Origin of the sequence: Agromyces protaetiae, from assembly GCF_004135405.1 — a bacterium.
GTDB lineage: Bacteria > Actinomycetota > Actinomycetes > Actinomycetales > Microbacteriaceae > Agromyces > Agromyces protaetiae.
On sequence record NZ_CP035491.1, the window covers coordinates 3,081,245 to 3,101,590 of the forward strand.

At 71.8% G+C, this 20,346-nt stretch carries 22 protein-coding genes; 7 read left to right on the forward strand and 15 right to left on the reverse strand.

The features are described from left to right. Nucleotides 1-40: 40 nt before the first annotated feature. Together ET445_RS14360 and ET445_RS14365 are read left to right on the forward strand one after the other, a co-directional pair. Nucleotides 41-466, forward strand: a complete 426-nt coding sequence (locus ET445_RS14360; RefSeq protein WP_129191877.1) for an OsmC family peroxiredoxin — start codon at nt 41-43, stop codon at nt 464-466. 8 nt (nt 467-474) lie between these two features. Further along, entirely contained in the window at nt 475-1,374 is a 900-nt protein-coding gene (locus tag ET445_RS14365; RefSeq protein WP_341769714.1) for a TIGR01777 family oxidoreductase, read from the forward strand. Here the strand turns inward: ET445_RS14365 and ET445_RS14370 are convergent. Beyond that, a complete protein-coding gene (locus tag ET445_RS14370; protein ID WP_129191879.1) occupies nt 1,346-1,816 on the reverse strand; it encodes a tetratricopeptide repeat protein in 471 nt (156 codons plus the stop codon). The genes ET445_RS14365 and ET445_RS14370 overlap by 29 nt on opposite strands. After that, entirely contained in the window at nt 1,813-2,565 is a 753-nt protein-coding gene (gene dapB, locus ET445_RS14375; protein ID WP_129191880.1) for a 4-hydroxy-tetrahydrodipicolinate reductase, read from the reverse strand. Before dapB ends, ET445_RS14370 begins: the two co-directional genes overlap by 4 nt. 211 nt (nt 2,566-2,776) lie before the next feature. Between dapB and ET445_RS14380 the strand changes: the two genes are divergently transcribed. Next, nucleotides 2,777-3,256, forward strand: coding sequence for a GNAT family N-acetyltransferase (locus ET445_RS14380; protein ID WP_129191881.1), 480 nt, complete (start codon nt 2,777-2,779; stop codon nt 3,254-3,256). Nucleotides 3,257-3,271: 15 nt separating this feature from the next. Here the strand turns inward: ET445_RS14380 and ET445_RS14385 are convergent, their stop codons facing one another. The 9 genes from ET445_RS14385 to ET445_RS14425 form a co-directional block, all read right to left on the reverse strand. Further along, nucleotides 3,272-3,877, reverse strand: coding sequence for a histidine phosphatase family protein (locus ET445_RS14385; protein WP_129191882.1), 606 nt, complete (start codon nt 3,875-3,877; stop codon nt 3,272-3,274). A gap of 36 nt (nt 3,878-3,913) precedes the next feature. After that, complete coding sequence (locus ET445_RS14390) at nt 3,914-5,329, reverse strand: M16 family metallopeptidase (RefSeq protein WP_129191883.1); 1,416 nt, start codon at nt 5,327-5,329, stop codon at nt 3,914-3,916. A 78-nt stretch (nt 5,330-5,407) separates the two neighbouring features. Continuing rightward, complete coding sequence (locus ET445_RS14395) at nt 5,408-6,478, reverse strand: aldo/keto reductase (protein ID WP_243695218.1); 1,071 nt, start codon at nt 6,476-6,478, stop codon at nt 5,408-5,410. Between the two features lie 92 nt (nt 6,479-6,570). Continuing rightward, nucleotides 6,571-7,392: an HpcH/HpaI aldolase/citrate lyase family protein gene (locus ET445_RS14400; RefSeq protein ID WP_129191884.1), complete on the reverse strand. Its 822-nt coding sequence runs from the start codon at nt 7,390-7,392 to the stop codon at nt 6,571-6,573. Further along, on the reverse strand, nt 7,389-7,925 hold the full coding sequence (locus tag ET445_RS14405; RefSeq protein WP_129191885.1) for a MaoC family dehydratase: 537 nt from the start codon (nt 7,923-7,925) through the stop codon (nt 7,389-7,391). Before ET445_RS14405 ends, ET445_RS14400 begins: the two co-directional genes overlap by 4 nt. Nucleotides 7,926-7,934: 9 nt before the next feature. Then, entirely contained in the window at nt 7,935-9,101 is a 1,167-nt protein-coding gene (locus ET445_RS14410; protein ID WP_129191886.1) for an acyl-CoA dehydrogenase family protein, read from the reverse strand. Beyond that, nucleotides 9,098-11,191, reverse strand: a complete 2,094-nt coding sequence (locus ET445_RS14415) for an acetyl/propionyl/methylcrotonyl-CoA carboxylase subunit alpha (protein WP_129191887.1) — start codon at nt 11,189-11,191, stop codon at nt 9,098-9,100. Before ET445_RS14415 ends, ET445_RS14410 begins: the two co-directional genes overlap by 4 nt. A gap of 4 nt (nt 11,192-11,195) precedes the next feature. After that, entirely contained in the window at nt 11,196-12,803 is a 1,608-nt protein-coding gene (locus ET445_RS14420) for a carboxyl transferase domain-containing protein (protein ID WP_129191888.1), read from the reverse strand. Nucleotides 12,804-12,946: 143 nt separating this feature from the next. After that, entirely contained in the window at nt 12,947-13,507 is a 561-nt protein-coding gene (locus tag ET445_RS14425) for a TetR/AcrR family transcriptional regulator (RefSeq protein WP_129191889.1), read from the reverse strand. Between the two features lie 57 nt (nt 13,508-13,564). On the opposite strand from ET445_RS14425, the gene ET445_RS14430 reads away from it, so the two are divergent. Both ET445_RS14430 and ET445_RS14435 read left to right on the forward strand, forming a co-directional pair. Beyond that, nucleotides 13,565-14,281: an MBL fold metallo-hydrolase gene (locus ET445_RS14430; protein WP_129191890.1), complete on the forward strand. Its 717-nt coding sequence runs from the start codon at nt 13,565-13,567 to the stop codon at nt 14,279-14,281. Nucleotides 14,282-14,372: 91 nt separating this feature from the next. Next, a complete protein-coding gene (locus ET445_RS14435) occupies nt 14,373-14,969 on the forward strand; it encodes an SACE_7040 family transcriptional regulator (protein WP_129191891.1) in 597 nt (198 codons plus the stop codon). A gap of 9 nt (nt 14,970-14,978) precedes the next feature. On the opposite strand, the gene ET445_RS14440 is transcribed toward ET445_RS14435, so the two are convergent. The 4 genes from ET445_RS14440 to pdhA are packed head-to-tail and all read right to left on the reverse strand — an operon-like array spanning nt 14,979 to nt 18,754. After that, a complete protein-coding gene (locus ET445_RS14440; RefSeq protein ID WP_129191892.1) occupies nt 14,979-15,272 on the reverse strand; it encodes a 4a-hydroxytetrahydrobiopterin dehydratase in 294 nt (97 codons plus the stop codon). A gap of 25 nt (nt 15,273-15,297) precedes the next feature. After that, nucleotides 15,298-16,566 carry a dihydrolipoamide acetyltransferase family protein gene (locus ET445_RS14445; RefSeq protein ID WP_129192587.1) on the reverse strand — a complete coding sequence of 423 codons (1,269 nt, stop codon included), beginning with the start codon at nt 16,564-16,566 and terminating at the stop codon, nt 15,298-15,300. Nucleotides 16,567-16,568: 2 nt separating this feature from the next. Next, nucleotides 16,569-17,594 carry an alpha-ketoacid dehydrogenase subunit beta gene (locus ET445_RS14450; protein ID WP_129191893.1) on the reverse strand — a complete coding sequence of 342 codons (1,026 nt, stop codon included), beginning with the start codon at nt 17,592-17,594 and terminating at the stop codon, nt 16,569-16,571. After that, a complete protein-coding gene (gene pdhA, locus ET445_RS14455) occupies nt 17,591-18,754 on the reverse strand; it encodes a pyruvate dehydrogenase (acetyl-transferring) E1 component subunit alpha (protein WP_129191894.1) in 1,164 nt (387 codons plus the stop codon). Before pdhA ends, ET445_RS14450 begins: the two co-directional genes overlap by 4 nt. A 165-nt stretch (nt 18,755-18,919) precedes the next feature. Here pdhA and ET445_RS14460 point away from each other — a divergent pair, with 165 nt between their 5' ends. Both ET445_RS14460 and ET445_RS14465 read left to right on the forward strand, forming a co-directional pair. Next, nucleotides 18,920-19,381 carry an Lrp/AsnC family transcriptional regulator gene (locus ET445_RS14460; protein WP_129191895.1) on the forward strand — a complete coding sequence of 154 codons (462 nt, stop codon included), beginning with the start codon at nt 18,920-18,922 and terminating at the stop codon, nt 19,379-19,381. A gap of 85 nt (nt 19,382-19,466) precedes the next feature. Further along, nucleotides 19,467-20,318: an SDR family NAD(P)-dependent oxidoreductase gene (locus ET445_RS14465; RefSeq protein WP_129191896.1), complete on the forward strand. Its 852-nt coding sequence runs from the start codon at nt 19,467-19,469 to the stop codon at nt 20,316-20,318. Nucleotides 20,319-20,346: the final 28 nt, after the last annotated feature.

The window sequence follows — 20,346 nt, forward strand, 5'->3', positions numbered from 1 at the left end:
CGGCTAGTCTGAAATCTCAGGCTTTCACCGAGGAGGACCAATGGCCCACACGAGCGAATCGACCACTGTCTGGACCGGGAGCCTCTTCGAGGGCTCCGGCAACGTCGCCCTCGACTCGTCGAAACTCGGGCAGTTCCCCGTGAACTGGAAGGCGCGCTCCGAGGGGCTCGCCGCGACGACCACGCCCGAAGAGCTCCTCGCGGCGGCCCACTCGTCGTGCTTCTCGATGGCGCTCTCGAACGGGCTCAGTGCTGCCGGCCACGTCCCCGAGAGCATCCAGACGACCGCGGCCGTGACCTTCGAGGCCGGCAAGGGCGTGCTCGGCAGCCACCTGCTCGTGAGCGCGCGCGTGCCCGGCCTCACCGAGGCCGAGTTCGAGAAGTTCGCGGCCGACGCGAAAGAGAACTGCCCGATCTCGAAGGCCCTCGCGGGCATCCCGATCACGATCGAAGCCGAACTCGCGTAACGGTGCGGGTGCTCGTCGCCGGGGCGTCCGGCTTCATCGGCACCGCCCTCGTCGCGCGCCTGCGCGAGTCGGGCCATGAGGTCGTGCGGCTCGTCCGCCGTCGCGCAGAGGCCGACGACGAGGCATCCTGGTCGCCCGCCTCGGGCATCATCGAGTTCACCGTCATGGACCGCGTCGACGCCGTCGTGAACCTCTCGGGGGCATCGCTCGCCCGTATCCCGTGGACGAAGCGCTACCGCGCCGAGATCCTCGACTCGCGCGTGAGCGCGACCCGCACCCTCGCCGATGCGATGCGCAAGGCGCGCACGCCTCCCGGAGTGTTCCTCAGCGCGTCGGCGGTCGGCTATTACGGCGACCGGCCCGCCGAACTGCTCACCGAGGGGTCGCCCGCCGGCGACGGCTACCTCGCGAGCGTCGTCTCGAGGTGGGAGGCGCAGGCGCGTCTCGCCCCCGCTGAAACCCGCACGGTGACGTTGCGCAGCGGCATCGTCGTCGGCGCGGGCGGCGCGATGCGTCGCATCGAACGCCTCACCAAGTTCGGCGCGTCGGGGCGTCTCGGCACGGGCGGGCAACATTGGCCGTGGATCTCGCTCGACGACGAGACGCGCGCGATCGAGCATCTGCTGACGTCGGAGCTGTCGGGTGCGGTCAACATCGTGGGACCGACCCCGGCGACGGCCGACCGTGTGCTCTCGGCGCTCGCCGAACGCATGCGCCGTCCCTACGGCATCGCGGTGCCAGAGGTGGCGCTCAAGACCGGTCTCGGCGTGATGGCCGAAGAGCTGCTCCTCGCAAGCCAGAAGGTGCGCCCGCAGCGGCTCCTCGACGACGGATTCCGATTCGAGCATGCGACCGTCGAGCAGGCGATCGACGCGATGCTCAGCTCGCGCGGCGCTCGAGTTCGATAGCGGTCCGGATGGCTCCGCGTGCGCGCCTGCGGTCGCCCGCGGCATCGTAGACGAGCCCCAACCGGAGCCAGGCGCGCCACGAGCCGGGTTCGGATTCTGCGGCGGCCTTGAACCGCTCGAACTCGGCCGTCGCCGCCGCACGGTCGACGCGCCCGCTCTCGGAGACCGGTAGCCCGAGGTCGGCGCCGCCCTCGTCGGAGAGCCGCTCGACGAGGCGCTGCGAGCGGACGCCGAAGTCGAGTTCGCGCCACAGCGCCCACGCGCCGATGATCGGCAGCACGATGAGCGCGACGCCGATCGCGATCGCGATCGGTTCGCCGGTCAGGATGAACTGCACGGCGCGCCAGCCCACGAGCCCGAGGTAGAGGGCGAGGAGCACCCCCATGATGATCGCCGCGGTGCGGCCACTGATGGCCCCCGACTTCGATGCCGACCCGCTCATCGGTCGCTCGAGATGCCGAGGTCGAGGAGCGCGTCGAGGCCGACCGTGACGCCCTCCGCCTCGGGTGCGCGACGCAGCGCGAGCAGGATGCCGGCCTCGTACGAGCTCGGCGAGACGGTCGAATGCGCGATCGTGAGCGTCTCGCCGTCGCCGCCGAGGACGACACGCTGCTCGGCGACGACGCCCGAGAGTCGCAGACTGTGGATGGGGATGCCTCCGACGAGCTGCCCTCGGGCACGCTGGTCGGCGTGCGGGGCCGCGACCGGCCCGCGTTCGCCGCGCGCCGCGGTCATGAGTTCGGCCGTGCGGACAGCCGTGCCCGACGGCGAGTCGACCTTGCCCGCGTGGTGGGCCTCGACGATCTCGATCGAGTCGAAGAACTTGGCGGCGAGCGCCGCGAACGCCGTGCCGAGCACGCTGCCGATCGAGAAGTTCGGCACGAACAGCACGGCAGGCGCGCCCTCGCCCAGTTCGCGGCGGAACGCCTCGATCTCGGAGATGCGCGGGGCCGACCACCCCGACGTGCCGACGACGATCGGAACGCCGATCGAGAGCGAGTGGCGCACGATGTCGGCGCTCGCCGCGGGATGGGTGACGTCGAACGCGACATCCGCCCCGTCGATCGCACTGAGGGGTGTCTCACGACCGAGGGCCGCGTGCAGTTCGAGATCGGGCGCCTCCTCGATGAGTCGGAGTGCGAGCTTACCCATCTTGCCCGTGGCCCCGGCCACGGCGACCCGAATCGTCACGCCGTCGAGCCTACCAAGCGGGGCCGCTGCCCCCTCGCCCCTCCCTCCTCCGCCTCCCCCAGCGCGGCGAAGTCGCGCAAATGATCGGCAAACGCGCCCGATCACGACCACTTGCGCGACTTCGTGGGGAATGGCGGGCGGGAGAGCGGCGGCGACGAGGCCGGCACGGCCGCAATCGGATGTCTCACGCCCGCCGCCGTACGCTTGGGAGATGCTGCGCTCCCGCGAGTCCTCGGTCGACGCCCCCGAGGCGCACGCCCTCCTCACCGAGTACTTCGCCGAGCGCGCTGCGGGATTCCCGCCCGAGCAGGGCGAGTACCGGCCGACCTTCCCGACCGTCGAAGCGTTCACGCCACCGGCAGGGGTGTTCCTCGTGGTCGAGGACGAAAGCGGCGCCCCCGTCGGCTGCGGCGGCGTCCGGCGTATCTCGAAAGCCGCCGACGGTAGCACGCGGTACGAGATCAAGCACCTGTGGCTCCGCCCCGAGGTGCGAGGAGGCGGCGAAGGCAAGCGGCTCCTGCAAGAGCTCGAGCGGCGCGCGACCGTGTTCGGCACCGAACAGCTCGTGCTCGACACGAACGCGAGCCTCGAAGCCGCGGGCAAGCTCTACCGGTCGAACGGGTACGTGTCGATCGAGCCGTACAACGACAACCCGAACGCGACGAACTGGTACGGCAAGGCCGTCGGGTAGTCGCGCTCGGGAAGCTCAGAACCCGAGCGGGTCGGGCAGGCCCGTGCGGAGTTCGGGCGGCAGGTGGGCGAGGTCGTTGTGCACGACGAGGCTCCATGGGCGGCCGGGCTTCTGGGTGAGGACGGTGAGGCCGCAGTTGGCCTGGTTGATCGACACCCAGCGCCAGTCGGGGGCGCCGAGCACTTCGCGCACGAACCATCCGATGACGAAGTTGTGGGTGATGAGGAGTTCGTGCCGGTCTTCGCGGCTCGAGCCGCGGAGGAACTCCGCCGTCGCGTCGGCCATCTGCGCGCTGCCGGCTTCGATCTCGGCCTCGGTGACCGACCCGAAGAACGGGTCGTAGGCCGACGGGGTCTCGGGCGCGGGGCCCGACGGGATGCAGTCGAAGAGGAGGGCCGAGGGCTCGGGCGTGAGCGCGGGCATCTTCTCGGCGATGATCTGCGCGGTCTCGGTCGCGCGCTGGAGCGGCGAATGCCAGGCGGCGTCGAACGGGATGCCGCCGAGCCGCTCGGCGATCGCGGCGGCCTGTCTGCGGCCTCGGGGTGAGAGGGGTCCGTCGTCGAGGCCGTGCTCGGCGTCGAGCTGCTCGCCATGACGGACGAGGTAGAGATGATGTGCCACGTGGTTCGTTCCCTGCGGTTGCCGGTTCGGGCGGCGTCAGGCGGCGCCCGTCGTTGTCGTCGCGGTCGTCTCGACCGCAGTGGGAACGGTCGAGGGGTCGACCGTTCCGTGGAAGGCCGCTTCGTCGATCGCGCCCACGGCGGACAACGAGAACGGCCGTGCGACGAGGTCGGCTGCGAGCGTCTGAACGTCGTCGACGGTGACGAGCGAGATGCGGCGCAACGCCTCATCGAGGTCTTGGAATTCGCCGAGGGTGAGTTCGGCGCGCCCGAGTCGCGACATGCGCGTGTCGCTGTCTTCGAGGGCGAGGGCGGATGCTCCGCCGAGCTGGCCGACCGCACGTTCGAGTTCGATCGGGGTGACCCCGTGCTCGGCGACGCGTTCGAGTTCTGCGCGCATGAGGGCGGCGACGGTGCCGGCCTTCGCGGGCGCGCAGCCCGCGTACATGCCGAACAGGCCGGCGTCGGAGTAGCCGGGTGCGAAGGAGTAGACCGAGTACGCGAGGCCGCGGCGCTCGCGGATCTCTTGGAAGAGGCGCGACGACATGCCCGACCCGAAGATCGCGTTGAGCACGCTCTGCACGGGGCGTCGTTCGTCGGTCGCGACGAGGCCGGGGACGCCGAGGAGGAGATTCACCTGTTCGAGCGGCCGCTCGACGATCGTGAGGGCGCGGGTGCCCGCAAGCGGCGCGTCGGCGGTCGAGCGGCGCGCTTCGGGCGAGGCCGAGAGGTCGAGCTGCCAGCCCGCGGCGCGGAGCGCGCGTTCGAGTCCGTCGACGAGCACGTCGTGGTCGACGGCGCCGGCCGCCGTCACGACGAGGTCTTGCGGGCGGTAGGTGGCCCGGTAGTGCTCCCACACGGCCTCACGCGTCGCGGCGCGGATGGTGTCGGGGCTGCCGCCGATCGGGCGGCCGAGGGGGTGGTCGCCGAGCACCGCCTCGAAGAAACGCTCGTTCGCGACATCCGCCGGATCGTCGCCCGCCATCGAGAGCTCCTCGAGGATGACCCCGCGCTCGTTCTCGAACTCGACGGGGTCGAGGAGCGACGAGGTGAACATGTCGGCCAGCACCTCGACCGCCATGGGCAGGTCTTTGTCTTGCACCTTGGCGTAGTAGCAGGTGTACTCCTTCGCCGTGAGGGCGTTGTGCTCGCCGCCGACGGCGTCGAAGGAGACGGCGATGTCGAGGGCCGAGCGTTGCTTCGTGCCCTTGAAGAGGAGGTGCTCGAGGAAGTGGGTCGAGCCGTAGGTCGCGGGATGTCCCGCGCCGGCCGGGTGCTCGTCACGCGAGCCGACGGCGACCCAAAACCCGATCGTTGCGCTGCGACTGCCCGGCACGCGCTCGGTGAGCACGCGAACCCCGGACGGCAGGAGGCTGCGTCGGACGAGTGCGTCGCCTGCGGCCTCGAAGGAAAGCTCGGTGGAATCGAGCGGAAGGTCGACGGCGGCGTTCATCCCGTCCACCCTACGTCACCCGTGCGACACGCGGCTGGGGGATCCTTAAGTCGTGCCCGATGCCCCGCAGTCGCAGGCCTACGCCGACGCGCGGTCGAGTTCGACGAGCTCCGATCGGTGCAGTTCGATCGCCGCCGCCGCGAGGAGCGATTCGACCTGCTCGGCCACGCTCACCCCCACGACGGGCGCGACGACCGTCGGCCGCGCGAGGAGCCACGCGATCGCGACGGCGGCGGGTTGCACGTCGTGTGCGAACGCGACCTCGTCGATCGCCGCGAGCACCCGGTGGCCCCGACGGCCGAGGTGCTTCGCGAGCCGCGCGCCGCGCGCGTCGTGCCGGACCTCGCTGCGCCTGCGCACCTGCCCGCCGAGGAAACCGTTCGCGAGCGCGAAGTACGGCAGCACGGCGAGCCCCTGCGCGTGCGCGACGAGTTCGGGCGCGCCCTCGAACGGCGTGCGCTCCATGAGGCTGTACTTCGTCGTGAGCGCCTGAATGCGCGGCAGCCCGTTCGCTGCGAGCACCCGCGCCTCGATGAGCCGGTCGGGGCTGAAGTCGGATGCCCCGAGGGCACCGACCTTCCCCGCCTGCATGAGGGCGCCGACGGCCCCGAGGCTCTCTGCGAGCGGCACCGACGGGTCTTCGCCGTGCAGGTAGAGCAGATCGATCCGGTCGGTGCCGAGCCGTTCGAGCGAGTCGTCGACGGCGGCGCGTATGGTCTCGGGCGCGAGTCCGAACCGGTCGGGGTGCCGCCCGACCTTCGTTGCGATCGTCATGCGATCGCGCGTGCGGCGCGAGCGCATCCAGCTCCCGATGATCATCTCGCTGCGGCCCGACGAGTAGCTGTCGGCGGTGTCGATGATCGTGCCGCCGAGCGATGCGAACCGGTCGAGCACGGCGTCGGCCGCGGCGGGCCCCAGCGTCCAGCCGAACACGCTCGCGCCGAGCGCGAGCGGGATGGCCTCGATGCCGGTCTCGCCGATGGTCGCGTGCCGCGGCACCGCGATGGGGCCCGAGAACGCGTTGGTGTCTTCGAGTCGCATGCGCGCGCCCAGAGGCGCTGCCTTCGCTTCGCTGTCGTGGACGAGGCCCCCCGCCTCGTCGATGCCGTTCGCCGTCGCCGCGACCTCATCGTCGCGGGTTCGGGTCACGGTGTGTCGCCCCGTCACTCCGATCCTCCTCCCCAGGATGTTTCGAGGGTACGTGGAGGGGTATGCCGCACATGGAACGGACGCGTGAACCGTTACCGAATCGTTGGCGCCCTGCGGATGATCGCTTGGGCCTGGCGGAGCACCGGTCCGTCGACCATTCGGCCGCGGAAGGCGAAGACGCCGTCGGTTCCGGATGCCTCGGCGAGCACGTCGTGCGCCCAGGCGAGCTCTTCGACGGAAGGCTCGTATGCCGATCGCACGATCTCCACTTGGTCGGGGTGCACGCACGCGGTCGCGGCGAAGCCGAGTGCCGCGGCATCCTCGGCCTCGCCGCGGAGCCCGTCGAGGTCGGCGAGGTCGAGGTGCACGGTGTCGATCGCGGCGGCGCCGTAGGCGGATGCCGCGAGCAGCACATGCGCCCGCGCGTGCACCGCGAGGTCGCGGTAGCGTCCGTCGTCGTGCCGGCTCGACGATCCGCCGGTCGAGGCGACGAGATCTTCGGCGCCCCACATGAGCGCGGAGACGTTCGGCAGGTCGGCGAGGGCTTCGGCGGCGAGGATGCCTCGGGCGGTCTCGCACAGCGGGACGACCTCGAGCGCGTCGAGGCCGACGAGGTCGGCGGTGCCTTCGCACTTCGCAAGCATGACGGTGCGGTAGTCCGTCAGGGAGAGCGCGTCGAGGTCGGCGCGGAGGTGCCCGGATGCCGCGGGGTTCAGCCGCACGATGACGCGCTCGGGATCGAGGGGCGTCGCGACGAGCGCCGCCCGGGCGGCGTCTTTGAGGTCGTCGGCGACGGCGTCTTCGAGGTCGATGATGACGGCGTCGGCCCGCGCGAGCGCCTTCTCGTAGCGGTCGGGCCGGTCGGCGGGGCAGAAGAGCAGCGCGGGGCCGAACCGGAACGCGGGCCGGGTCATCCGCTTCGCTCCCCCGCTTCGCGCGAGCCTGCTTCGCGCGAGCCTGCTTCGCGCGTCCACACGAGCATCGTGCGCGTCGCCGTCGCGACGACCACGCCGTCTTGGTTCTTCGCCGTGTGCGCGAGCTCGACGACGCCCTGGCCCGGCCGCGACGACGACAGCCGCTTCGAGACGAGCTCGGACTCGCCGTAGAGCGTGTCGCCGACGAACACGGGGTGCGGGAACGCGACCGCCCCGAACCCCAGGTTCGCGACGAGCGTGCCGAGCGTCAGCTGCGCGACCGATTGCCCGACGAGCGTCGACAGCGTGAACATCGAGTTCACGAGGATGCGCCCGAACGGCTGGGCGGCCGACCATATGGCATCGAGGTGCAGCGGCTGCGGGTTCATCGTGAGGGTCGTGAAGAGCACGTTGTCGGCCTCGGTGACCGTGCGGCCGGGCCGGTGCAGGTACCGCACGCCCGACTCGAACTCCTCGAACCAGAGCCCCCGCTGCACGACCTCGCGCGGCGCCGGCTCCGAGACATCCGCCATCGTCGCCCCCTACGCCGCGAGCCCGAGCTCGCGCGTGATGATCATGAGCTGCACCTCGGTCGTACCCTCGCCGATCTCGAGGATCTTCGAGTCGCGGTAGTGGCGGGCGACGGGGCTCTCGTTCATGAACCCATAGCCGCCGAAGATCTGCGTCGCGTCGCGCGCGTTGTCCATCGCCGCCTCCCCCGAGACCATCTTCGCGATCGACGCCTCCAATTTGAAGGGCTTGCCGGCATCCATCTTGCGCGCTGCGTCGTGCCATGCGAGCCGCGCCTGGTGCACGCGCGCCTGCATCTTCGCGATCTTGAACGCGATGTGCTGGTTCGCCCCGATGTTGGCCCCGAACACGACCCGCTCGTTCGCATAGCGGATGGCCTCTTCGAGACATCCCTGCGCCGCACCCGTCGCGAGCGCCGCGAACGCGATGCGCCCCTCGTCGAGCGACTGCAGGAAGTTCGCGTAGCCGCGACCGCGCTCGCCGAGCAGGTTCGCTGCGGGCACACGCACCTCGGTAAAGCTCAGCGGGTGCGTGTCGGAGGTGTGCCAGCCGACCTTGTCGTAGTCGGGGCCGATCTCGAATCCCGGCGTGCCGTTGGGCACGATGATCGCCGAGAGCTCCTTCTTGACCGAGCCGTCGGCCCGCTGCTCTTCGCCCGTGACGGCGACGATCGTCACGAGCTTCGTGATGGGAGTGCCCGAGTTCGTGATGAACTGCTTCGAGCCGTTGACCACCCATTCGTCGCCGTCGAGGACGGCATGCGTCTTCGTCGCACCGGCGTCGGAACCGGCGGATGCCTCGGTGAGCCCGAATCCGGCGAGCGCGCGCCCTGCGATGAGGTCGGGCAGGAACTCCTCGCGCTGCGCGGCCGTGCCGTTGCGGTAGATCGGCATGACGCCGAGGCCGACGCCCGCCTCGAGGGTGACGCCGATCGACTGGTCGACACGGCCGAGCGCCTCGACCGCGAGGCACAGCTGGAAGTAGCTCTTGCCCTGCCCGCCGACGTCCTGCGGGAACGGCAGGCCGAAGAGCCCGAGGTCGCCCATCTGCGCGATGATCTCGAGCGGCAGTCGGCGCTTCGTGTCGTACTCGTAGGCGGCGGGCGCGACGACCTGGTCGGCGAAGTCCTTCACGCGGTCGTACAGGGCCTGCTCTTCGTCGTTCAGCTCGTAGTTCATCGGGGAATGCTCCTCGTCTCTCGGGCGGCCTGCGCCGGGTCGGCGGCGGCCGTTCGGTCGGTCCCTTCGTGGGGGTCTTCGGGTGCGGCGGCCCCGGCTTCGATGCGCGCGACGGCCTGGTCACGCGCGACCTGGTCGCCGACGGCGACGGAGACGAAAGCGGCACCTGTCACGGTCGCGGTCATACGGTGCTCCATCTTCATGGCCTCGATCGCGAGGATCGCGTCGCCCGTTTCGACCGGGTCGCCGTCGGCCACGAACACGGCTGTCACGGTGCCCGGCATGGGCGCCCGGAGAACGGGGTCGGCGCTGCCGGTGCCGCCGCCCCCGCGCTCGCGCGCGAGGCGCGCGTCGAGGGCAGTGCGACGGTCGACGGGACGGAAGGCGGCGGTGCGGCCGTTCGTGTGGGCCCAGACCGTGCCGTCGGGTGCGATGGATGTCTCGGAGCGGGCGGATGCTTCAGTGCCGGCGGATGCCTCGTTGCGCGCGCCGATCGGAAGTTCGACGAGCACAGGGCCGGGCGCAACGCCCGCGACCGGTTCGAGCCGCACGCGCGGGGCGCGATGCGCGCCGGGGCGCCAGCCGGTTTCGCGCTGCCACGCGTGCGCGGCGCCCTCGCGGGACCCCGCTTCGCCTTCGGCCCGGCCCGCTGCCGCGGCGAGCGCGCCCGCTGCCGCCGCACGCAATGCGGGCGACGCCGGCCCGAGCGGCTCGTCGGGAAGCGCGTCGATGAGTTCGGTCGTCAGCGCGCCTTCGCGCACCTCGGGAAGGGCGAGGAGACGACGGAGGAAGGCGAGGTTCGTCTCGACGCCGAGCACGACGGTGTCGGCAAGTGCCGCGTCTAGGCGGTCGAGCGCCTCCGCCCGATCGGAACCCCACGCGATCACCTTCGCGAGCATTGGGTCGTAGTGGGCGGTCACGGTCGATCCGGTCGCGATGCCCGCGTCGACGCGCACTCCGTCGCCGGTCGGCGCACGCCACGCGAGCACGTCGCCCGTCGACGGCAGGAACCCGCGCTCGGGACTCTCGGCGTAGACGCGCGCCTCGACCGCGTGGCCGCGGAGCGCGACGTCGGCCTGGCCGAACGCGAGCGGCTCCCCCGCTGCGACCCGCACCTGCTGCTCGACGAGGTCGAGGCCCGTCACGAGCTCGGTCACGGGGTGCTCCACCTGGAGCCGGGTGTTCATCTCGATGAAGAAGAACTCGCCGGGCGAGGCATCCGACACGAGGAACTCGACCGTCCCCGCGCCGACGTAGCCGACGCTCGCGGCGGCCGCGCACGCCGCCTGCCCGAGCCGCTCGCGCGTGTCGGCGTCGACGAACGGCGACGGCGCCTCCTCGACGACCTTCTGATGGCGGCGTTGCAGGGAGCACTCGCGCTCGCCGAGATGCACGACGTGTCCGTGCGCGTCGGCGAGGATCTGCACCTCGATGTGGCGCGGGCGCTCGATGAACCGTTCGACGAGGAGCGAGTCGTCGCCGAACGCGGCGCGCGCGATGCGGCGGGCGGCGGGGATTGCGGCGGCGAGCTCGGCTGCGTCATGTGCGAGCTGCATGCCCTTGCCTCCGCCGCCCGCCGACGGCTTCACGATCGCGGGGAAGCCGACGGCCCGGGATGCCTCGACGAGCGCGTCGTCGGAGAGCCGCCCGCCCGGCGGCGCCGGGTCCGCGTCGTCGACACCCGGGACGACGGGCACGCCCGACGCCGCGACGTGCCGCTTCGCGCGGATCTTGTCGCCCATGACCTCGAGCGCAGTCTCGCCCGGGCCGATGAACACCATCCCGGCGTCGGCGCACGCGCGAGCGAATCCGACATGCTCCGACAGGAATCCGTAGCCCGGATGCACGGCCTGGGCGCCGGTCGCGAGGGCTGCGGCGACGAGCTTCTCGGGGTCGAGGTAGCTCTCGGAGGCCGGCGCGGGCCCGAGGCGGATCGCCTCGTCGGCGAGTCGGATGTGCGGCGCGTCAGCATCTGCGTCGGAGTACACGGCGATCGCGCGGATGCCGAGACGGCGGAGCGTGCGGATGACGCGCACGGCGATCTCGCCGCGATTGGCGACGAGCACGCGGTCGAAGGGAGGCTGCGTCATCGCGTCACATCCGGAAGAGGCCGAAGGCCGGGTCGGGAAGGGGCGTGCGGCTCGCGAGCTCGAGGGCGAAGGCGAGCACCGTGCGGGTGTCGGCGGGGTCGATGACGCCGTCGTCCCAGAGCCTCGCGGTCGAGTGGTACGGGCTGCCCTGGGACTCGTACTGCTCGCGGATCGGGGCCTTGAAGGCCTGCTCCGAGGCATCCGACCATTGCTCTCCTCGCACCGCGAGCTGATCGCGCTTGACGGTCGAGAGCACCGACGCGGCCTGTTCGCCGCCCATGACCGAGATGCGCGCGTTGGGCCACATCCAGAGGAACCGCGGCGAGTACGCCCGCCCGCACATCGAGTAGTTGCCGGCGCCGAACGAGCCGCCGATGACGACCGTGAGCTTCGGCACGCGCGTCGTCGCGACGGCCGTCACCATCTTGGCGCCGTGCTTCGCGATTCCGCCGGCTTCGGCGTCGCGGCCGACCATGAAGCCCGAGATGTTCTGCAGGAAGACGAGCGGGACGCCTCGCTGGTCGCACAGTTCGATGAAGTGCGCGCCTTTCAGCGCCGACTCCGAGAAGAGCACGCCGTTGTTCGCGACGATGCCGACAGGATGCCCGTCGAGGTGGGCGAAGCCCGTCACGAGCGTGTCGCCGTACTCGGGCTTGAACTCGGCGAATTCGCTGCCGTCGACGAGCCGGGCGATGACCTCGTGCACGTCGTACGGCTGCTGCACATCGACCGGGACGACCGACGTGAGCGTCGAAGGATCGACGGCGGGGTCGCGCGGCTCGCGGACCGCCCACGCGCGCGGCGCGGGCGCGGGGAGGGTCGCGACCATGTCGCGCACGATCTCGAGGGCATGCTCGTCGTCGGCGGCGAGATGGTCGACGACGCCCGAGACGCGCGCGTGGAGGTCGCCGCCGCCGAGCTCCTCGGCCGTCACGACCTCGCCGATGGCGGCCTTCACGAGCGGCGGGCCGCCGAGGAAGATGGTGCCCTGATCGCGCACGATGACCGTCTCGTCGCTCATCGCGGGCACGTACGCGCCGCCCGCCGTGCACGAGCCGAGCACGGCCGCGAGCTGCGGCACGCCGCGCGCCGAGAGATTCGCCTGGTTGAAGAAGATGCGCCCGAAGTGGTCGCGGTCGGGGAACACCTCGTCCTGCTTCGGCAGGAACGCGCCGCCCGAGTCGACGAGCGCGATGCACGGCAGCCGGTGCTCGGCGGCGACCTCTTGCGCGCGGAGGTGCTTCTTGACGGTCATCGGGTAGTAGGTGCCGCCCTTGACGGTCGCGTCGTTGCAGATGACCATGACGGGCCGGCCGTGCACGAGCCCGACGCCCGTGATGATGCCGGCGCCCGGCGAGTCGCCGTCGTACAGTCCGTCGGCGGCGAGCGGCGAGAGTTCGAGGAAGGGGCTGCCTTCGTCGAGCAGGCGGTCGACGCGGTCGCGCGGCAGCAGTTTGCCGCGTGCGACGTGACGGTCTCTGGATGCCTCGGGGCCGCCCAGTGCCGCGAGTGCGAGCTTCGCCCGGAGTTCGGCGACGAGCACGGCGTGGGCGTCTGCGTTCGTGCGCGCGGCGTCGCTCGCGGGATCGATCGTGCTCTCGAGCGTCGGCATGCGCCGGTCGCCGCCTCTCGTCGGGGCATTCAGTGAATGGATATTCACTGGAATTCAGGTTAGCGACCATTCACTGAAACGACAAGAGGCGCGCGCAGTAAGGCGACTCCGGCGCACGGAGATGCGGCCCGGCGCGCTCCGGCTCAGCGTTCGAGCGCGCGCGCAAGCCGCTCGGCGCCGAACTCGAAGGCCGCGTCGAGGTCGCCCCCGAGCCGGAAGTCGCCCGAGAGCTCCATGAGCACGAATCCGTTGAGCCAGGCCGTCAACGTGCGGGCCGCCTCGAGTGCGTGCGCCTCCCCGGCGAGCCCGCCTGCGACCGCGAGCACCGCACGGGCCGACTCGTCGAGCGCGGCCCGACCGGGGCGTGCCGCATCGGGCAACGACGCGAAGAGGAGCTTGTACGCGCGCGGCCGCTCATGCGCGAAGGCCCGGGCCGCCTCGGCGAGCGCGACGACGGCGGCCCTCGGATCGGACGAGTCGGCCTCGGCACGGTCGAGTGCCGCACCGAGGTCGGCGGCGACCGACTCGGCGACGAGCCTGATGAGTTCGTCGCGACTGCGTACGCGCTTGTAGAGCGAGGGCGCCCGCACGCCGACGGCCGTCGCGACGGCCTGCATCGTGAGGCCGTCGAGGCCGTCGCGGTCGAGGATGCCGGAGGCCGCGGCGACGATCGTCGGAAGCGTGGTGCGTTCGGGTGCGGGCATGGGAATCCTCCTCATGGCTATTGACAGTAGCCATCATAGCTAACTATCGTAGCCTTCATGCAACTCGCTCCCGGACTCCACCGCATCGGCAACGACCTCGTCGCCGCCTTCCTCGTCGTCACCCCAGACGGCCTCACACTCGTCGACGCCGGCATCCCCGGGCAGTGGCGCGACCTCCTCGCAGAGCTCGACGCGATCGGCAAGACCCCGCGAGACATCCGCGGGGTCGTCCTCACCCACGGCGACGGCGACCACCTCGGCTACGCCGAGCGGCTCCGCCGCGACTTCGGCGTGCCCGTGTACGCCCACCCGGCCGACATCGCCCGCGCGAGCGGCGCCGAGAAGGCACCGTCGAACCCGCTCGGGCCGAAGAAGCTCGGCCCGACGCTGCGGTTCCTCTCGTACGCCATGACCCACGGCGGCTTCACGAGCGCCCACGTGAAAGAGCTCCTCCCCGTCGAGGACGGCGACGTGCTCGACCTGCCCGGCTCGCCGCACATCGTCGGGCTCCCCGGGCACTCCCCCGGATCGATCGCCGTGTGGTTCCCGTCGGTCGACGCCGTCATGGTCGGTGACGGCCTCACGACCCGGCACGTGCTGACGGGTGCCGAAGGCCCCGCACCGGCGCCGTTCACCGACGACCCCGCAGCCGCCCTCGCCTCCCTCGACCGGCTCGGCGCCCTCGACGCCACGTGGGTGCTCCCCGGCCACGGCCCGGTCTGGAACGGCGGCACCGCCGAACTCGTGCGGCGCGTGCGCGCCGCCGCGGCTTGAGCCCGAGGCATCCGTCGGTTAGCGTTCACTCACCGAAACCGCGGCGGCGACCGCGACCGCGGCGGGGCCGCACATGCGACGGGAGGGCGCGATGACCGAAACGCTCACCGACCGCGGCCGCGCGAAGGCCGACCGCCGCGACGCGCTGCTCGCCGCAGCAGCCCGGCTCTTCGCCGACCGCGGGTACGCGGGCGTGACCCTCGAAGACCTCGGCGCAGCGGCGGGCGTGTCGGGCCCCGCCGTCTACCGGCACTTCGCCGGCAAGGCGGCCGTGCTCGCCGCCCTCCTCCTGGGCGCGAGCGACGGGCTCCTCCGCGGCGGGCGCGAGACCGTCGAAGAGGCCGCGGACGCGGCATCCGCCCTGCGCTCGCTCATCGCCTTCCACGTCGATTTCGCGATCGCGAACCCCGACGTCATCCGCGTCCAGGATCGCGACCTGCAGAGCCTGCCCGCCGCCGACGCCCACGAAGTGCGCCGACTCCAGCGCGAGTACGTCGAACTCTGGGTCGACGCGCTCCAAGCGCTCGCGCCCGACCGCTCCGCGAGCGAGGCGCGAATCCGCGCCCACGCAGCCTTCGGACTCGTGAACTCGACGCCGCACAGCGCGCGCGACGGTTCCCGCCCTCCCGCGACCGCCGACGTGCGGCGCGTGCTCGAAGCCATGGCGTGGGCGGGCCTCACCGCCTGAGGCGCCGACTCAGCCCGCCGCGAGCCGCTCGATCCGATGGGCGAGGCGGATGTCCCGCGCAGTCACTCCCCCGACGTCGTGCGAGCGCAACTCGAACACGATCCGCCCCCACGCGAGCCGCACATCGGGGTGGTGGTTGAACTCCTCGGCTGCCTCGGCCACCCGGTCGAGCAGGCGCACCGCGCCCGAGAAGTCGCCCGTCTCGTACTCGGCGACGAGCCGCGACCCGTCGCGCCGGAACGCCGTGTCGGCGATCTGCGCGTCGATCTCACCGAACCCCAGCAGCACTCGGTCGTTCTCCATCGGGCCCCCGCCTTCCGACCGCCTCTCACATCATGGTGAGGGCCCGGCCCGGATCCCGCAAGATCGCGCCGACGTCGGCGAGGAACCGCGACCCCTGCTCGCCGTCGACGAGGCGGTGGTCGAACGAGAGCGAAAGGGTCATGAGCTCGCGGAGCGCGATCTCGCCGCGGTACTCCCACGGCTGCTTCCGCACCGCCCCCATCGCGAGGATCGCCGCTTCGCCCGGGTTCAGGATGGGCGTGCCCGCGTCGATGCCGAAGACGCCGATATTGGTGATCGTGATCGTGCCGCCCGTGAGATCGGCGGGCGCCGTGCGGCCCGCACGCGCGGTCTCGGCGAGGGCGCCGATCGCGTCGGCGAGCGCGAGCAGGGTGAGCCGGTCGGCGCGCTTGACGTTCGGCACGAGGAGGCCCCGCTCGGTCGCCGCCGCGATCCCGAGGTTGACGCCGTCGAACCGTACGATCTCCTGCGCGTCCTCGTCCCATCGAGCGTTGACCTCGGGCGTGCGGCCGACGGCGATGCACACGGCCTTCGCGACGAGCGCGAGCGGCGTCACCCGGTGCGCCGCGAGGGCGCGGTCGTCGCGGATGCCTCGCACGAGGTCCATCGCGGCCGTGACGTCGACCGTCAGGAACTCGGTCACGGTCGGCGCCGTGAACGCGCTCCGCACCATCGCCTGCGCGGTCGCCTTGCGGACGCCCGTGATCGGGATGCGGGTTTCCGCAGGACGGGTCCCTGAGCCTGTCGAAAGGCCGGATGCCTCGGCCCGGCCGACTGCCGCAGCGGCCCCTTCGACGTCGGCGCGCGTGATGAGCCCGTGCTCGCCCGTGCCGGTGAGCGCTGCGAGATCGACGCCGAGGTCGTGGGCGAGCTTGCGGACAGGCGGGGTGGAGCGTGGGCGGTCGGCGAGTCTCGAGACGCTCGCTTCGCTCGCTACTCGACCAGCGGAGAGGGCGGGAGCGAGAGCGGCGGGCACGTGGCGCGGCCGCCTGCGCGGCCCCGCCTCGGCGGCGGCGCCGTAGCCGACGAGGGTGGGCTCTGGGACATCCGCCCCCTCGCCCGTGTCGCACGAGAACAACGCCGCGCCGACCTCGACCGTTTCCCCGGGCTCGGCGTGGAGCGCCGTGACGACGCCTGCGAACGGCGACGGCAACTCGACGACGGCCTTGGCCGTCTCGACGTCGGCGACGATCTGGTTGAGCTCGACACGGTCGCCGACGGCGACGCGCCACGCGACGACCTCGCTCTCGGTGAGGCCCTCGCCGAGATCGGGGAGCGCGAACTCGCGGATCATCGTCATGCCTCGACTCCGCTCAGCGAGTCGCCCGACAGCGAGTTCGGCCGCCCGAGCGCGCGGTCGACGCCGTCGAGGATGCGGTCGAGATCGGGCAGGTGGTACCGCTCGAGCTTCGCCGGCGGATACGGGATGTCGTGGCCGGTGACGCGCACGGGCGCGGCCTCGAGGTACTCGAAGCACCGCTCGGTGAGGCTCGCCGCAAGCTCCGCACCGAGGCCGAGCTGCTCCCCTGCCTCGTGCGCGACGACGAGGCGGCCCGTGCGCCTGACCGACGCCTCGATCGTCGAGTAGTCGACGGGCGCGAGCGAGCGCAGGTCGATCACCTCGATCGACACCCCCTCTTCGGCCGCCGCCACCGCGGCATCGCGTGCGGTCTGCACGAGCCCGCCGTACGTCACGAGGGTGACGTCGGTGCCGGGCACGACGACCGTCGCAACGCCGAGCGGCGGCTGGTCGGCGAGACTCGCGTCGAGGTCGACCTCGCTCTTCTGGTGGTACCGCCGCTTGGGCTCGAAGAACACGACGGGGTCGTCGCTCGCGATCGCCTGACGGATCATGACGTATGCGTCTTGCGGGTTCGAGCACGCGACCACGCGAAGCCCCGCCGTGTGGGCGAAGTACGCCTCGGGCGACTCGGAATGGTGTTCGGCCGCGCCGATGCCGCCGCCGAACGGGATGCGGATCACAAGCGGCATCTTCACCGTGCCGCGCGAGCGGTAGTGCAGTTTCGCGACCTGCGCGACGAGCTGGTCGAACGCGGGGTACACGAACCCGTCGAACTGGATCTCGACGACCGGGCGGTAGCCGCGGTACGCGAGGCCGACGGCCGTGCCGACGATCCCCGCCTCCGAGAGCGGCGTGTCGACGACGCGCTTCGCGCCGAACTCGTCCTTGAGCCCGTCGGTCACGCGGAACACGCCGCCGAGCGTGCCGATGTCCTCGCCCATGAGCACGACGCGGTCCTCATCGGCGAGCGCGCGCCGAAGCCCCTCGTTGATCGCTTTGCCGAACGTGAGCGTCGTCATCGGGCACCGTCCTCGAACATCGCGAGGTACCGCGCATACCTCGCCTTCTGCCGCTCGAGATGGCTGTTGGGTTCGGCGTAGACGTGGTCGAAGACCGTCATGGGCGCGGGGTCGGCGAGCGTCGTGATCGCGTGCCGGAGGTCGGCGGCGGCGCGGTCGGCGGCGGCCTGCACGTCACGATCGAGGGATGCGACGTCCATTCCGGATGTCTCGAGCAGCGCCCGCACGCGCGCGAGCGGGTCGCGGCGTCGCCACGCGGCGAGCTCGTCGTCGCCCCGGTATCTGGTGGGGTCGTCGGCCGTCGTGTGCGGACCCATACGGTAGGTGACGGCTTCGATGAACGTCGGGCCGCCGCCGCGACGCGCGCGGTCGAGCGCCTGCCGTGTCACGGCGAGCACGGCGAGCACGTCGTTGCCGTCGACGCGCACTCCCGGCATCCCGAACCCGTCGGCGCGGCGCGCGAGCGGCCGCTTCGACTGGAGGCCGACCGGTTCGGAGATCGCCCACTGGTTGTTCTGGCAGAAGAAGACGACGGGTGCGTCGAAGCTCGCGGCGAACACGAGCGCCTCGTTGACGTCGCCCTCGCTCGTGGCGCCGTCGCCGAAGTACGCGATCGAGGCCGCGTCGGCGCCGTCCCACGCGAGGCCCATCGCGTAGCCCGTCGCGTGGAGCGTCTGCGCGCCGATGATGATCTGCGGCACGGCCATGCCGTGCTCGTACGGGTTCCAGCCGCTCGGCGCCGAGCCGCGCCACACGGCGAGGAGGTCGGCAGGCTCGACGCCGCGCACCCACGCGACGGCGTGCTCGCGGTAGCTCGAGAAGGCGAAGTCGGACGCGGCGAGGGCCCGTGCCGAGCCGATCTGCGCAGCCTCCTGGCCTGCGAGCGGCGGCCAGAGCGCCAGTTCGCCCTGCCGCTGCAGGGCCGTCGCCTCGGCGTCGATGCGCCGCACGACCACGAGGTCGCGGTAGAGGTCGGCGAGCTCGTCGGGGCCGATATCGGCCACCCACGGATCGAGGTCGGGGTCGTGGAGGCGTGCGCCGTGCTCGTCGACGAGCGTCAGCATCGGCGCGTCCGGCGGCGTCGAATGCGCGGGATCGCCCGAACCGTCGCCTCGTTCGGGTTCGGGTCTCGAGTACGCGATGGGTGCTGACAGGGTCATCGTGGACCTCCTCGTCGGCGGGTCCGCCTTGTGGGCCCTCCCGCAGCCGGCCTCGTCGCCGGTTGAGGTGAGCGTACGGCGACCGGTCAGTGCGCTCAAGCATTGAGCGATGCACAGAGCATGTCGCCAAGACGGATGCCCCGTGCCGCTGCTAGATTGCGCGATATGAGCCAGTACGACCGCGTCGATCGAGCCCTCCTCGCCGCGCTCGGCGACGACCCGCGAGCGACCGTGGTCGCCCTCGCCGAGCGCCTCGGGCTGAGCCGGAACACCGTGCAGGCCCGACTCGGGCGGCTCGAGGCATCCGGCGCCTTCCTGTCTTTCGAACGCAGCATCGATCCGGGCCCGCTCGGCTTCCCGCTCGAGGCGTTCGTGAGCGTGCACGTCCGCCAGACGGTGCTCGCGGCCGTCGTCGACGCGATCGCCGAGATCCCCGAGGTGATCCAGGCGCACGGCCTCTCAGGGCAGGTCGACCTGCTCGTGCGGGTCGTCTGCCGCGACGCGCACGACCTGTTCCGCATCGACGGCGAGATCCTCGCGATCGACGGCGTCGAACGCACCGAGACCTCGCTCGCGATGGGCGAACTCATCCCCTACCGGCTGAAACCGCTCCTCGGCTCCGCCTGACACGTCGGTGCGCTGCGGTCCGGTTTGCTCACTCGGACTGCGGATGCGAAGGTGGACTGCCCGCCACCCGACGCGAAGGAGCCTCATGCGCCGGCGCCCCCGACTCGAACTCGACCGACGACTCGCCGTCGTCACCGGTGCAGGCAGCGGCATGGGCCGCGCGAGTGCCGAACTCCTCGCCTCCCGCGGCTGCGCCCTCGCACTCGTCGACCGCGACGCCGGCGCCCTCGAGACGCTCGCCGCCGAGCTGCGCGGGCGCGGGGCATCCGTCAGCACCCATCCGCTCGACCTCGCCGACCTCGACGCGGTGGCCGCCCTGCCTGCCGCGGTCGCCGCAGCGCACGACGGAGCGACGCCGTCGGTGCTCCTCAACTGCGCGGGCGTCTCGATGCTCGGCTCGTTCGCCCAGGTGACGCTCGAGGAGTTCCGCTCCGTCGTCGAGGTCAACCTGTGGGGCACGGTCGCGACGGTGAAGGCGTTCCTGCCCGACCTCCTCGCCGCACCCGAAGCGCACATCGCGAACGTCTCGAGCCTCTACGGCCTCACGGCGCCCGCGGGCCGCGTGCCGTACGTCACGTCGAAGTTCGCCGTGCGCGGGTTCACCGACTCGCTCCGCCACGAACTGGAGCGCACGGGCGTGACGGTCTCGGCGATCTACCCCGGCGGCGTGAAGACGGGCATCATCCACCACGCTCGCGTCGCCGCTGCCGTCGACGCGAGCGTCGCCAAGCGCGCCGCCGACGCCCAGTCGGCGCTCTACCGCACGACGCCCGAGCAAGCTGCGGCGATCATCGTCGCCGGCATCGAACGGCGCCGCCCGCGCGTCTTCATCGGCCGCGACGCGCGCCTCAGCGACATCGTCTCGCGCGTCGCCCCGGTCGGGTACTGGAGCATCATGCGCGGCATCGTCGCGAAGGCCGGCGACACGCGCGGCTGAGTTCGAATGAGAGCGGATGCCCCGCCCG

Excerpts from the sequence above, each read along its gene's own strand:
- ET445_RS14360 (WP_129191877.1), top strand. The coding sequence starts at position 41 with ATGGCCCACACGAGCGAATCGACCACTGTCTGGACCGGGAGCCTCTTC.
- ET445_RS14370 (WP_129191879.1), bottom strand. The coding sequence starts at position 1,816 with ATGAGCGGGTCGGCATCGAAGTCGGGGGCCATCAGTGGCCGCACCGCG.
- ET445_RS14380 (WP_129191881.1), top strand. The coding sequence starts at position 2,777 with ATGCTGCGCTCCCGCGAGTCCTCGGTCGACGCCCCCGAGGCGCACGCC.
- ET445_RS14390 (WP_129191883.1), bottom strand. The coding sequence starts at position 5,329 with ATGAACGCCGCCGTCGACCTTCCGCTCGATTCCACCGAGCTTTCCTTC.
- ET445_RS14400 (WP_129191884.1), bottom strand. The coding sequence starts at position 7,392 with ATGACCCGGCCCGCGTTCCGGTTCGGCCCCGCGCTGCTCTTCTGCCCC.
- ET445_RS14405 (WP_129191885.1), bottom strand. The coding sequence starts at position 7,925 with ATGGCGGATGTCTCGGAGCCGGCGCCGCGCGAGGTCGTGCAGCGGGGG.
- ET445_RS14410 (WP_129191886.1), bottom strand. The coding sequence starts at position 9,101 with ATGAACTACGAGCTGAACGACGAAGAGCAGGCCCTGTACGACCGCGTG.
- ET445_RS14415 (WP_129191887.1), bottom strand. The coding sequence starts at position 11,191 with ATGACGCAGCCTCCCTTCGACCGCGTGCTCGTCGCCAATCGCGGCGAG.
- ET445_RS14420 (WP_129191888.1), bottom strand. The coding sequence starts at position 12,803 with ATGCCGACGCTCGAGAGCACGATCGATCCCGCGAGCGACGCCGCGCGC.
- ET445_RS14425 (WP_129191889.1), bottom strand. The coding sequence starts at position 13,507 with ATGCCCGCACCCGAACGCACCACGCTTCCGACGATCGTCGCCGCGGCC.
- ET445_RS14430 (WP_129191890.1), top strand. The coding sequence starts at position 13,565 with ATGCAACTCGCTCCCGGACTCCACCGCATCGGCAACGACCTCGTCGCC.
- ET445_RS14435 (WP_129191891.1), top strand. The coding sequence starts at position 14,373 with ATGACCGAAACGCTCACCGACCGCGGCCGCGCGAAGGCCGACCGCCGC.
- ET445_RS14440 (WP_129191892.1), bottom strand. The coding sequence starts at position 15,272 with ATGGAGAACGACCGAGTGCTGCTGGGGTTCGGTGAGATCGACGCGCAG.
- ET445_RS14445 (WP_129192587.1), bottom strand. The coding sequence starts at position 16,566 with ATGATCCGCGAGTTCGCGCTCCCCGATCTCGGCGAGGGCCTCACCGAG.
- ET445_RS14450 (WP_129191893.1), bottom strand. The coding sequence starts at position 17,594 with ATGACGACGCTCACGTTCGGCAAAGCGATCAACGAGGGGCTTCGGCGC.
- pdhA (WP_129191894.1), bottom strand. The coding sequence starts at position 18,754 with ATGACCCTGTCAGCACCCATCGCGTACTCGAGACCCGAACCCGAACGA.
- ET445_RS14460 (WP_129191895.1), top strand. The coding sequence starts at position 18,920 with ATGAGCCAGTACGACCGCGTCGATCGAGCCCTCCTCGCCGCGCTCGGC.
- ET445_RS14465 (WP_129191896.1), top strand. The coding sequence starts at position 19,467 with ATGCGCCGGCGCCCCCGACTCGAACTCGACCGACGACTCGCCGTCGTC.